This window comes from Candidatus Rhabdochlamydia porcellionis, from assembly GCF_015356815.2.
Lineage (GTDB): Bacteria > Chlamydiota > Chlamydiia > Chlamydiales > Rhabdochlamydiaceae > Rhabdochlamydia > Rhabdochlamydia porcellionis.
Genome location: NZ_CP075585.1, coordinates 782,827 through 795,715, shown reverse-complemented (window position 1 = coordinate 795,715; position 12,889 = coordinate 782,827). Strand labels below are relative to the sequence as shown.

11 protein-coding genes are annotated in these 12,889 nt (G+C 35.1%); 4 read left to right on the top strand and 7 right to left on the bottom strand.

The genetic code is table 11. The annotated features are described in order from the left end of the window. Positions 1 to 29 precede the first annotated feature (29 nt). Positions 30 to 638, top strand: a complete 609-nt coding sequence (locus RHAB15C_RS03625; protein WP_194844690.1) for an SET domain-containing protein-lysine N-methyltransferase — start codon at positions 30 to 32, stop codon at positions 636 to 638. Here the strand turns inward: RHAB15C_RS03625 and bamJ are convergent. Then, positions 635 to 1,264 carry a BamJ family beta-barrel-assembly machinery protein gene (gene bamJ, locus RHAB15C_RS03620; protein WP_194844691.1) on the bottom strand — a complete coding sequence of 210 codons (630 nt, stop codon included), beginning with the start codon at positions 1,262 to 1,264 and terminating at the stop codon, positions 635 to 637. The two genes, RHAB15C_RS03625 and bamJ, sit on opposite strands and share 4 nt — an antisense overlap. A 186-nt stretch (positions 1,265 to 1,450) precedes the next feature. Here bamJ and RHAB15C_RS03615 point away from each other — a divergent pair, with 186 nt between their 5' ends. Both RHAB15C_RS03615 and RHAB15C_RS03610 read left to right on the top strand, forming a co-directional pair. After that, on the top strand, positions 1,451 to 2,299 hold the full coding sequence (locus tag RHAB15C_RS03615; RefSeq protein ID WP_194844692.1) for an RluA family pseudouridine synthase: 849 nt from the start codon (positions 1,451 to 1,453) through the stop codon (positions 2,297 to 2,299). A gap of 101 nt (positions 2,300 to 2,400) precedes the next feature. Further along, positions 2,401 to 5,235 (top strand): insulinase family protein, encoded by a 2,835-nt coding sequence (locus RHAB15C_RS03610; RefSeq protein ID WP_194844693.1) that lies wholly within the window; start codon positions 2,401 to 2,403, stop codon positions 5,233 to 5,235. On the opposite strand, the gene aroC is transcribed toward RHAB15C_RS03610, so the two are convergent. The 4 genes from aroC to aroB are packed head-to-tail and all read right to left on the bottom strand — an operon-like array spanning position 5,232 to position 9,219. After that, complete coding sequence (gene aroC / locus RHAB15C_RS03605; protein ID WP_194844694.1) at positions 5,232 to 6,326, bottom strand: chorismate synthase; 1,095 nt, start codon at positions 6,324 to 6,326, stop codon at positions 5,232 to 5,234. The genes RHAB15C_RS03610 and aroC overlap by 4 nt on opposite strands. Further along, a complete protein-coding gene (locus RHAB15C_RS03600) occupies positions 6,316 to 6,858 on the bottom strand; it encodes a shikimate kinase (RefSeq protein ID WP_194844695.1) in 543 nt (180 codons plus the stop codon). Before RHAB15C_RS03600 ends, aroC begins: the two co-directional genes overlap by 11 nt. Beyond that, entirely contained in the window at positions 6,855 to 8,135 is a 1,281-nt protein-coding gene (gene aroA / locus RHAB15C_RS03595; RefSeq protein ID WP_194844696.1) for a 3-phosphoshikimate 1-carboxyvinyltransferase, read from the bottom strand. Before aroA ends, RHAB15C_RS03600 begins: the two co-directional genes overlap by 4 nt. After that, a complete protein-coding gene (gene aroB, locus RHAB15C_RS03590) occupies positions 8,110 to 9,219 on the bottom strand; it encodes a 3-dehydroquinate synthase (RefSeq protein ID WP_194844697.1) in 1,110 nt (369 codons plus the stop codon). The genes aroA and aroB overlap by 26 nt, the downstream gene beginning before the upstream one ends. 28 nt (positions 9,220 to 9,247) lie before the next feature. Here aroB and RHAB15C_RS03585 point away from each other — a divergent pair, with 28 nt between their 5' ends. Then, positions 9,248 to 10,702: a type I 3-dehydroquinate dehydratase gene (locus tag RHAB15C_RS03585; RefSeq protein WP_220716024.1), complete on the top strand. Its 1,455-nt coding sequence runs from the start codon at positions 9,248 to 9,250 to the stop codon at positions 10,700 to 10,702. 224 nt (positions 10,703 to 10,926) lie between these two features. Here the strand turns inward: RHAB15C_RS03585 and RHAB15C_RS03580 are convergent, their stop codons facing one another. Next, positions 10,927 to 11,862, bottom strand: a complete 936-nt coding sequence (locus tag RHAB15C_RS03580; RefSeq protein WP_194844699.1) for a glycosyltransferase family 9 protein — start codon at positions 11,860 to 11,862, stop codon at positions 10,927 to 10,929. After that, the gene (locus RHAB15C_RS03575) at positions 11,847 to 12,794 is read right to left on the bottom strand and encodes a glycosyltransferase family 9 protein (RefSeq protein ID WP_194844700.1); all 948 of its coding nucleotides are present in this window, start codon (positions 12,792 to 12,794) and stop codon (positions 11,847 to 11,849) included. Before RHAB15C_RS03575 ends, RHAB15C_RS03580 begins: the two co-directional genes overlap by 16 nt. Between the last annotated feature and the right edge of the window lie 95 nt (positions 12,795 to 12,889).

The window sequence follows — 12,889 nt, the reverse complement described above, 5'->3', positions numbered from 1 at the left end:
AATTTTTAAAGTATAATATTTGCCAGATTATGAAATTAACAGCGATTTTGCAAGAACATAAAGAAATATCCATTACTAGTTCAGCTTGCTTTAGGCAGGTATTTGCTATTGAATATACGAATTGCTTAGCTTTTCATTCGCTAGATCTAGAAAAAAAAGTCCAAAAGAAATTACCTAGACGGTTTTTAAGTCAAAGAGAAAAGTGGTTAGGGTGCTTGTATGCTAAAGATATGCTTTTGGGTTGCCAGGTAGCGCTAACCATTGCTTGGATTAATCAAAAAGCGGGGTATGGAGTATTTGCAAATCAGAAAATTGCTAGGAATACTTGTATTGGAGAATATACAGGTTTAATTCGCAAGCGTTCTTGGTTTGAAGGAGATAATAATATTTACTGTTTTGAATACCCCATTTTAGAATATAAGAGAAGTCCTTATGTAATCGATGCGCGTTCAATGGGAAATCATACGCGCTTTATCAACCATAGTGCAGAACCAAATGTAAATTCCGTTTTAGCTTATTACCAAGGGAAAAGGCATATCATTCTCTATGTAAGCAAAGACATTCATAAGGGCTCACAATTATGTTATGATTATGGTCCTAATTATTGGAAGAATAGAGGATCTTTTATACAATTTTAACTATTAATGCCCAATAAATGCATTTCGAAGATTAAAGCGACATTAGGGCCAATATGAGGCTCAAATCCTCTTTCTCCATAAGCCAAATAAGAAGGGATAAATACCTGCCACTTATCACCGATTTGCATTTTTTGTAAAATTTCAGACCAACCTAAGATAACTTGATTCAAACCAATAACTAGAGGTTCTTCTCTTTGATAAGAGGAGTCAAATACCTTACCATCGATATAGGAACCACGATAATGAATTTTTACAGTATCCAATGCAGTTGGACAAGGCCCTTCTTTTGGAGCTCTTTCTAGTATTTTATATTGCAGTCCGCTGTTGAGTGTTATTACACCTTCTTTTTTTTTATTTTCTAATAAAAAAGTTTCACTTCTTTTTTTATTTTCTTCAGAGAGTTGAGTAAAAAATTCTTTTTGCTTAGATTGAATTTGCTGTTTAAGAGCTTCTATAATGGAAGTAATTTCTTCTTGAGGTAATTGAGGATCTGTCCCCGAGATACCATGTTGAATTCCTTCTAAGACATATTTAAAATCCATTTCTCCAAATTGTTGTATTAAGTTTCTTCCCGTCTCTAACCCAATGACATAGCTTACTTTTTCTTTAGTCGTTTGCATTGTCATATCTCCAATTTTTTCTTTTAGATAAGTGACTATATAACGGATTTTGAATTGGGGGACAAGGGCTTTTTCTTTCAGGCTTAAGGAGCTAGAGCTTGATTCTTATTAATTTAATATAAACTTTTGATTATAAATTGTTTTTTTTTAATCTAATTATTGATAAAATTTTCAGAAAATCTAAAGGAAAGCATGAAGTTTATTATTGATAAAAATATTTCTTTGCAAGATATCCTAAAAAAACTTTTTCCTAAAAGCTCAAAAACCACTCTCCGTTCTTGGTTTTATTCTGGACGGATTTTAGTAGATGGTCTTTATGCAACAGAGCTTGGTGTAGAATTACAACAAGGGCAGTGCATTACTATTCGAGATAAGTTTATTTTCTTGGATGAAGGCATTAAGGTCCTTTATGAGGATGATGCGGTAATTGTTGTAGAAAAACCAGAAGGGATGCTTAGTGTAGCAACTGATTTTGAAGCGCAAAATACGCTCCAAAATGTCTTAAAGTTAAGATTGCATCGTAAAAATGTCTTTGCTGTTCATCGTCTGGATCGCGAAACATCTGGTATTATGGTGTTTGCTTGCAAAGAATCTACTAAACAATCTCTTAAAACCCAATTTGAAGAGCGTCAAATACAAAAAACTTATTACGCTCTAGTAGAGGGAAAGCTTGCGACCCAACAAGGATGCTGGCAAAGTTATTTAAAAGAAGACGAGAAGTATTTTGTTCGTAGTACTTCTGCAGAAAACGGTAAATTAGCTATTACTGAATTTGATCAAATATGGAGTAATAAACAGTTTTCGCTTTTATGTTTAAAGCCGTTGACCGGTAAAAAAAATCAATTACGCGTACATTGTTCAGAAGCAGGCCATCCCATTGTAGGGGATAAAAAGTATCGAGCAAATGCAAATCCGCTCAGGCGTATGGCTTTGCATGCTTATTCCCTAACTTTTTTACATCCTGTAAAGCAAAAAAAAATGACTTTTGTTGCGCCTTTACCGACTAGTTTTTATAAAATCGCGCGTATTAAAAATCTTTAAAATTTTAATAGGCAATTTAAATTTTAATAAAATCTTACAATTGAATAAATGCAATACATAAGTTAATATCTATTCTTTTTATTAGTTAATAAAGGCTAAAAATGAAGTATATTCTGTCTTTAATTTTTTTACATCTATCCTTGTATGCGCAAGTTAGCCGTTTAGACTATACAAAGATCCAAGATCTTTGTATTCCTTCAGCTTTTTCAGAAAGAGAAGTAGAGAAGATCGTGTTAAAAAATGGCCTACGGATGTATCTGATATCAGATCCTTTTGTGCAACAATCCTCTGCAGCGGCTGTTGTTGAAGCAGGTTTCTGGGACGATCCAGAGGAATATCCAGGTATGGCACATTTTGTAGAGCATCTATTATTTATGGGAACAGAAACCTATCCTAAAGAGTCGGAGTATTCACAATTCATTAAAGATCATGGGGGATTAGAAAATGCTTTTACTTCAACAGATAAAACTGTATATGGGTTTTCGGTTGAGACTGAAGCTTATGGATTAGCGCTTGATCGCTTTTCTCATTTTTTTATTGATCCTTTATTTTCTATAAGTTGTGTTGGACGAGAATTGCATGCTGTTGATCAAGAGCATGCAAAAAATATAGAAAATGACCTAGAGCGTCAGTATATGGTTTTCAAAGAGACAGGGAACCTCGATCATCCCAATTGTAATTTTTCTTGTGGGAATCAGGAAACTTTGTCTAAAATCCCTTTATCTGTTTTAAAAGATTGGTATCGAGCGCATTATACGGCAAATCGTATGCATTTAGTGATGATCTCTTCTTTACCTATTGCTGAAATGAGAGAGTTCGCTATTGCAAAATTTTCTCCTATTGCTAGCGCAACTGATTGGAAAAAGTTACCTCAGGCTTCTTTATTATCTGATCAGCAGAAAGGAAGCATATCTTTTATCAAACCAATCAAAGATCTAAAAAAGCTTACTTTATGTTGGGAGATTCCAAGTGCATTTGCCAGTAATTTGGATGAAAAGTTTCCAGAATTTATTGCTTATATCCTTAATAAAGAAGTAAAGGGAAGCTTACTAGCTAAGTTAAAAAGGGAAAATATTGCTAAAAATCTGAGTGTATATTGCCATCGTTTGAGTAAAGATCAATGTCTTTTTTTTATAGATGTATTTTTAACAGATTCGAGTCTTATACAAACCAATACTGTTATATCCTATGTATTTGCGGCACTGCAGCGCTTAAAATTAGAGCTACTTGATGATCTGTTTAAAGAGTTTAAAACCATATATACCCAAAGATTAACTTATGAATCAATAGATCATGTTTTTAATAAAGTTATGGAGTTAGCTTCTGACATTATCTATGAAGATTTTTCTACTTATCCAACTAAAACCAGAATTCCTTCTTTATTTAATGCTAAAAAATTTAGCAATGACTTTCTTGATGTGTTAAATCCATCTGATTGTGTTTATTCTCTCATGGCAGACCCTAATAAAACAGGAGTTATTCTTGATAGAAAAGAGCAATGGATGCAAGTGGAGTATGCCCTTGTCCCCATTGACCTCAAATATTTACAAGAATGGAGAGATGTATCGGTTCATCCTGACATTACCTTACCAGAAGCTAATCCCTATTTACAAGATATACAAGATGATAACCCTATTCTTATTTATCAAGATGAAGGCTCTGAAGTGTATTTTAAAAGAACACATTCCTCTGCTAATGGGTTAGCTTTTCAATTCAAATCTCCTTTTTTAGATCAAACTCCAAAATCTGCAGTACTAGCTGAGTTATGGTTATATGCTTTAAATGATTTACTAGCAGATGATTTATGTTTTGCTTCTGATGCAGGGATTGGCATTAACATAGATTTCAATCCTTTGTATTTGTATTTTGAGGTCTTTGGTTCAAATGAAAAGGCATTGCTTTTGACTAAGAAAATTTTTCAAGCAGCAAAACAAGTGAGTATTTCAGAAGAAAAGTTTCAGATATATGTTGGCTCTTTAGCTGCTCAATATAAAAATAGCTCTAAAAAATTAGCGTTGTTTCAAGCGCAAATGGAAATGGAAAGCATTATTTCTGATAGTCCTTGCACTCAACAAAGGCTATTAGCTTTACAAAGTCTTTCATGGGAAGATTTTTTTAATTTTTCAGAAAGCTTTAGTCAATGTCTTTATACAAAAGCTTTTTTATATGTAGATCTTTTGCAAAGCCAAGCCATAGCGTTATTTCAGGATCTACAGGCAATTTTACATGCAGAAGCTTATCCTCTTATTCAGCATATAGAACATAAAATGCTTGTTTTATCAGATCTAAATAAGCCTTCTAAACTTGTTCTTAAAACAGAACAGCAAGGATCAGGAATGGTAATTCTTTTACAAGAAGGATCCTTTAATTTTGAATCAAGAGCTGTGCAAAAAATCCTATCTCAAGCTTTGCAAACAGCTTTCTTTGAAGCGCTGCGTACGCAGCAGCAAACAGCTTATATTGTTAACTCATATGATCAAGAAAGAGAAAATCAACTACTACAATACTTTTCTGTTCAATCCAATACACATACCGCGAATGATTTATTAGCGCGTTTTGAGCTATTTTTAAGGGATTTTGATAAGAATTTGGATATAGAGATCTCTTTGGAACGCTTTGAAACAATCCGTTCTAGTATCATTTCTTCTCTTAAAAATATGGAAAAGGAAAATTTTTTAGATAGATTAAGAACTATGTTTGCCTTATCTTTTTATTGTCGAGATTTTGAACAGATAAAAAAACTAATAGATGGTTTGCATGGGTTATCTTACGATCGATTTTGTATGGTCGCTCATCAAATGCTTTCAAAAGATAATCTTCGTCGACTAGCTGTTCTAGTAGAAGGAGAGGTTGTTACAAGAGAGGGGGATTCCTACGATGAGCTTTCATCTAGAGAAGATGTGCAAATGCTTGGAGAGTTTGTGTCTAATTTCTAGAGTCGTGTTCCTCTATTCATTAAATAGGCATCAGCAAGTACTAATGCTGTCATAGCTTCAACTACAGGGGCTGCTCTAATTGCTACACAGGGATCATGTCTTGATTTTTCAGAAGGAATGAATCTCTCTTTATTTCCATCTAGATTAATACTTTGTTGTATACGAGCAATACTAGATGTAGGCTTAAATGCTGTACGGGTAATTAAGTAGGCTCCATTAGTAATCCCAGCTAATGTTCCTCCTGCGTGGTTTGTTTGTGTGACAATCTGCCCTTTTTCAAGGGTAAATAAATCATTGTGATCAGAACCTTTCATTTGGGCTGCTTTAAAGCCAGAGCCGAATTCAAAACCTTTACTAGCTGGAATAGAAAGCATGGCTTTTGCTAAATTAGCTTCTAACTTTTCATAAATAGGATCACCTAAACCAATGGGTAAAGAAGAGGTTACACATTCAATAACTCCTCCCAGTGAGTCCTTATCTGTTTTTACCTGATCGATTAAGGCAGACATTTTTGTAGATATGGTAAGATCTGGGCAAAATAGGGGGCTAGAGTCTACGATTTTTCGTAACTGGTTAAAAGAACTAGGCGTATAAGGAGGAATAGAGATTCCTCCTATTTCACAAACATAAGCAACTATTTCAATATCGATCTTTTTAAGGATTTTTTTAGCTATTGCACCAGCTGCTACTCGGCAAGCTGTTTCTCTAGCAGAAGCTCTTCCAGCTCCACGATAGTCGAAGGCACCATACTTTTGTAAGTACGTAAAGTTTGCATGCCCAGGGCGTAATAGATGTTTATTTAACTCATAGGCTTGAGAGTCGTGGTCTTGATTAAAAATTATTATCGAAATAGGAGAACCTGTGGTTTTACCTTCAAAAAGACCTGAGTAGATTTCAGCACAATCTGGTTCTTTGCGAGGAGAAACATAAGGGTTTTTTCCAGGAGCTCTTTTTTTAAGCACTAGATTAATATCTTCATCGTTTAAAGACAACCCTGCAGGACAACCATCTATGACAACACCAATAGCTTTGCCATGAGATTCACCCCAAGTTGTAATACGTAAAAATGTGCCAAAAGAGTTACTTGCCATATTCTACCCATAGGGTTTTTAATTCGTTAAAAATCTCGCTATCTTTTTTCTGATTTTCCACGATAAGCTTATAGGAGAGGATTTGTTCATATGTTAGACTCCTTTTTTTGAAAATCTGTTCAAAAGACTCTTCTGGGTGATTTGTATCTAAAAAAACGGGCCAACAAGGTCTCTTAGCAGAAAATATTCTTTCTTGTATGATTTTTTTTTTCACCTTGAGATATACCAATTTCCCTAGTTGTTCAAGAGATTGTCTATTAAAAGGATCTAAAACAAATCCTCCACCTACTGCGATAATGCTGTTTTTTACATGAGTAAGTAGGGATAAGGTTTGCCTTTCTAATTTTCGAAAATAAACCTTCCCTTCATTTTTAAAAATTTCTCTAACAGAAATGCATTGACCTGTTTTTAATTGATATAGGGATCTTACCAAGTGGTCTGTGTCATAAAAAGCACAATCCATCCATTTAGAGAAGCTTTGACCTAAGGTGGTTTTACCACAACTTTTAAAACCGTATAAGATCAGATTCATAGCTCTATTTTTGCTCCTAAAAGCCTAAAATCATGGATAAAGCGAGGATAGGTTTTTGCAATACATTCCACATCATCTATCAAACTAGTCCCTTTAGCTACTAATGCTGCAATCGATAGCGCCATAGCAATCCGATGATCTTTATGGCTATATAATTTTGCAGCTTTAAGAGAAGAGGGGTAAATGATAAGGCTGTCTTCTTTTTCTTCTATATTAGCGCCCATTTTTTTCAATTCTTGAGTAATTGCAGAAATCCGATCAGATTCTTTATTCCTTGCAATTTTTGCATTGTATAAACGGGTTTTTCCTTCCGCAAAACATCCAATGACAGCTAAAATTGCAATCGCGTCAATAAAGTTATTCACATCAATATCTATTCCTTTTAAGTATTTGGTTTTTTTTATAATGACCTTTTTTTTAAGAGAATCAATTTCTATATGGGCGCCCATGGAAAGCAAGCAGTGAATAATCTGTTTATCTCCTTGATGATCTGTTAAATCAAGATTATCTAATACAATTTCTGAAGAGGTAAGCAGCGCTGCTGCAATCGGAAAAGCAGCTGAGCTCCAGTCTCCAGGTACTGTATATTCAAATCCCTCATATTGAGTTTTGCCTGATACCCAATATTCTTCATGGTTGCGATGCTCAACTTTAGTCCCTAATTTCTTAAGCCAATGTAAAGTTAGATCCACCCAAGGTTTTTCACCGGGATTTGTAACCTGAAGATGACTTTGTCCTTCTAGGAAACATGTGGTCATTAGTAGAGCAGAAACAGGCTGAGAGTCTTTTCCGCATAATTTTGTACTACCTGGTAATAGAGGTCCTTTTACAGAAATGGGTGCAAATCCATTTAAATACACAGAATGCGCCTCTGCTTGTAGGTGTTGAAGAGCTGATAATAAAGGTTGAATAGGCCTTAAACAGCGGATAGAATGATCACCTGTAATCACCGTATGAGTAGGTAAAAGAGAAACAAGAGCACCGATAAAACGCAGCACTAGTCCAGAATTTCCCGCATCGATTACATTTTTTGGGGATTTAAGCTTGCGGTTAGTTCCTTCAATCCATAAAGTGGTGTCTGTTTTTTGGATTTTAACACCGAGCATCTCCACAGCTTTTAGCATGGCATACGTATCTGGAGAGGGTAAGTATTTATGAATTTGGCTTGTTCCTTTCCCCATTAGAGCAAAAAAAATAGCCCTTAGGGTCTGTGATTTAGAAGAGGGGATTGTAATCGATCCTTGCAATATACTAGGACTGATATGAAATTTTGCCATATTCAATCTCTAACCAGTTAAGTCCTTCTAGTATGTATTCCGTTGGGATGGGTATAGTTGATGGAGTAACCAAACCAATTTCTTGTAATAAAATCAAATGGTTTATGCCATTTTTTACTTTTTTATCTTTTTTTATCACCTCTAAACAGAGTTCTTTCTGAAAGTCGTAAATGGCAAGAGGAAATTCATAAGAGCAAATCAGAGTTTGTATTTTAGTAAAACAAGTATAGGAAAGAAATCCTCTTTTCCAACTCATATAGCTTTCTACTAGCATTCCCATAGCCACAGCTTCTCCATGAGCCATTTGAAAATCTGTGATCTTTTCTAAAGCATGTCCTATTGTATGACCAAAGTTAAGAATAGAGCGGGTACCTATTTGCTCTGTAAAATCACAACTTACAATTTGATGTTTTAGACGAATGCATGTTTTAACAAGCCCCATTATCTTGCTTAAATCTTTTTGGTCTAAACCATTTTCTAATTGTAAAAACAAATCATAAGATAAGGTAACCGCATATTTAATGATTTCAGCAGTTGCATTGACCCACTCTTTTTTAGGTAAATGGCGCAGCCACTGAAAATCATAATAGATCTTATGAGGAAAATAAAAAGTCCCCAAAAGGTTTTTTCCATAAGCAGTATTTACAGCATTTTTCCCGCCAATTGTTGCATCTACCATAGCTAATAGAGTAGTAGGAACACAAATTAAAGTAACACCGCGCATATAGGTTGCTGCAATGAACCCAATAAGATCTATGGTGACTCCACCACCCAAGGCAATAAAGCAGCTATCGCGCCCAAATCCTTGTTCAAAGAGTTGATTTTCCAGTAACTCTTTAGTCTTGCTGTTCTTGTTTTTCTCTCCGGTTTCAAATATAAATAATTCTATAACTATTCCTTTTTGCCTTAAAAAGGATTGCCAGTTATAACCGATTAGATTTGCTATGTTCTTATCACAAAAAAGAGCAAGTTTACCATGAATTTGTCGAAGGTCTTCTGCCATTTGATTGGAAAAGAGATCACAATCTAAAAACACCTCTGTGGTATCTTGACGTTGCAGGGATAAAGTGAAGGTTTCTAACATAAATTTATGAACCTTTTTTATAAAGAGAGTGCAACACAAAAGCTTTAATGAAAAGCAAAGAAGTATCATGTTATTTGGCGTAGTTACTGGACCTAAGTTAGAAATTGCAGAAGAAGAGATTCTCTCTCATTTAGAGTGGATTGATGCTGTGGAGTTTCGACTTGATCTATTTATGGACTTAGATTTGACGCAGTTAAAATCTCTCTTAAAAAAATTGCCTATTCCTACTTTATTTACTCTAAGAAGACAAGATCAAGGAGGGGAATTTACCCAATCAGAAAAAATCCGACTACAACTCATTGAACAGCTTTGTCAATTGCAGCCAGACTTTTTTGATTTAGAATACGACATACCAACAAGTTTTCGTAAAAAACTCTTTTTAGATCATCCAAAGATACACTTTATTGCTTCCTATCACAATTTTGAAAAATTTCCCAAACTAGATTCTGTGTTATCTTCTCTTTTTACCCCTTATGCGCATTTTTACAAAATAGCCATTCACTGCTCTTCTTGCATAGAAGCACTTCAATTGCTTCTCTTATCTAAAAAACACATGAATTTGGTAACTATTGGATTAGGAGAAAGAGCTCAATTCACAAGGCTGATTGCACCTATTTTAGGTATGCCCTTTAGCTATGCGACTCTTAAACTTCAAACAGCACCTGGACAACTTAAGCTAAAAGATTTGCAACTTTATCGTTTTTCCACTCTTAACTCTACAACTGCTATTTATGCACTCCTTGGAGATCCTATTGACACAAGTTTAAGCCCAATTGCTCATAATGCTGTTTTTACTGCCCAGAAAAAAAATGCACTCTATTGTAAGATCCCTTGTAATAAAAATGAGCTTCCTGAGTGCTTAAACTTGATTCAACAGCTTCCCTTTAAAGGGTTGAGCATCACAATGCCTTTAAAAGAAAAAACAGCATCGATAATTCCTTCCTTACAAACGGCTATAAATACACTGGTTATCGATTCTAAAATAACAAGCTTTAATACCGATGGTATAGGTGCTATACAAGCACTAGAGAAAAAAACCACTCTCTTTAAAAAAAAAATTGTTCTGTTTGGTGCTGGTGGTGTTGCTCAAGCTATTGCGAAAGAAGCTATAGACAAAGGAGCTTTTGTTACTTTTATCAATCGCACCAAAGAAAAAGCGGTTCAATTGGCAAAAATATATCGATGTGAAGGGGGGGGGATAGAGCTTTTTTCTCTTCATTACGATGTGATCATCAATTGCACGCCTAATCCCGATTGCATTCAATCAGACTGGATTTGTGCCAACTCCGTAGCAATGGATACGGTTTATCAGCCTCATTGGACAGAATTTTTAAAAAAAGCCACTTTGAAAAACTGCAAGCTCATCTTTGGGAAGGAATTGTTCGTTAATCAAGCGGTTCAACAACAAAAGCTTTGGGATTCAAGTCTTTCAAAAGAGGAGCTTGAACAAGTGATTACTCAATCAATTCATAAATCTGTCTAAATGAAATAATAAAGAAGAACTTGTTTACAATTATGGTTATGAAGATACATCTTTGTTTCAAGTTACTATAAATCCAAGTGGTGGGCTTTATAACGAAAAAAACCGATAATGATTTTCTTATGAGAAGATTAGCAAAATGATGATTTTTATAGCTTTACAGGAAGTTATCGATAATCATGCGGAAATCATTCATAATAAAGTAAGAACACAGAAAATAATTTTTATTAAAAGACGTATCTAGTAAACGCTCGAACAACTTGTTTTGGAGAAATAAATGCTTGCCATTTTTTTTGCCGAAGGCGCAATCCTTTAAAGTTTGGAATAAAACGATAGGGTGTAACCGTTTTAGTAGTAAACCAACCAGGACGCCAAAGGGTCATTTGTTTTTGGCAAGAAGCGACAATCAGTGTAGGAATATGCAGATTAGAGGCTAGATGCGCTGTTCCAGATTCATTGCCAATAAGAAAATGAGATTCGTAAATAAATCCCGCTAAATCATGTAAAGAGGGAAAAAGAGGTAGAGGAAATCTGTCTTTAGCCAATAAAACCCACTCAGGGTGTTCTAAGGGACTGACACAGAAAACCACTTCATAACCTTTTTGGGTTAGGCTCTGGGCTACTTTGATAAATTTTTGCGCATCCCATGTTCGTAAAGGAGTTGTGCTTGTCGGATGGATCAAAATCCGTTTTGAGTAGCGGTTTTTCTTGAAATTATTTGGGGCAATCAATCCATTGTTTTTTGAAATTTCTGAACACTGTAAAACAGAAGCAATGGATTCTGCAATATTATCAACCATGGAGTGCGAGCGGTCAAAAACCCGATCTAGCAAAGTTAAAGGAGCATGCTTGCTTTTTTCATAACTGGAATAAAAAACACTTAAATTAAAGAGTTTTCCAATCTTGAAAAGATCAATAATGGCATTGGATAAAGGACTGTTATCATTTTGCAGAACAATGATCTCATAAATAGAGAGCTGCTTTTCAAGTTCATTTAGAGAGGAGCGTTTTTTTAAATGATGGTCGGGGAACCATATGTTGAGTTCAGAGAGAGAATCTTGATAAGTAGTAACCGTATAGCCTTTTTTCAAGAGATACTGAGAGGCGATCATCATGAGAAGACCATCTCCTATTCCCCGTGAACAGATTACTGCAGCTTGCATATGGATTCTCTAAGCTTATAAAAAGCGTTTAATGTGCGCGAAACTGAAATAAAGTACTGCCAAAAATTTTCCCTAATAGGAAGATAGAGGCCTTTAAAGTTAGGAAGAGGAAAGGGGAGAGTGACAATATGGCCTGTATGCCAATCAGGGCGCCAAAGACGTACTCTCTTAGGATTCCCAGAAATGGTTAATGTGGGAATGCCGAGATTTGATGCTAAATGGCCAATCCCCGAGTCATTTCCAATAAAAAAACCCGATTCATATAGGTAAGTTGAAAGTTGGCTCAAATCAGAAAAAAAAGGGAGTTGAAATCCTTGTTTTTCAACATGAAGCCAATCGACTCTTTCAGAAGGACTAACAAAGAAACTGATCGAGTATTTTTCGTTTTTAAGTCGATGTGCAAGAGCTAGGAATTGAGAAGAAAACCAATTTCTTTTTGGATCATTACTAGTCGGATGTATCACAATGCGTTTAGCAAATCTGCAGCGCGTTCCTTTTGGAACGTAAATACCGTTTTCTTTGGTTGCGTTTTGTATTTGCAGAACTGTTTGGCAAGCTCTGCAAATATTAGACGCAATAGGAAGCTGCGGATCAAAAAGAAAGTCTCCTTCTTGAAATTTAGGAGAAGTAGTAGGGAAAAAAAAGGTGAGGTTATTCAATTTTTTTGCTTCGCGCAGTCTAAAAAGGTCGTAAGCTCTTTTCGAGTGGTCATTTTCGATAATAACGCGCTCAAATGATGCTAGGGTTTCTTCTAATCGATCCAAAGAAGGATACGGGAGAAAGCAAACATCTTTAAAAAGAAAGGTTAACTCTTTTGTATGATTGTGAAAAACAGTTGTTTGATACCCGGAAAGTTTAAATTGATGAGCAACGATCATCATAAGTAAAACATCGCCTAATCCTTGAGCACATATGATAGCTGCTTTTTTCATCGGTAGATTCTTTCAGTTTTAATAACAATAAAATATCCATAATTATGCAAAATAATAAGTTTGAAGCAAGGGTTGTTTCATTGTTAAATGCTCTC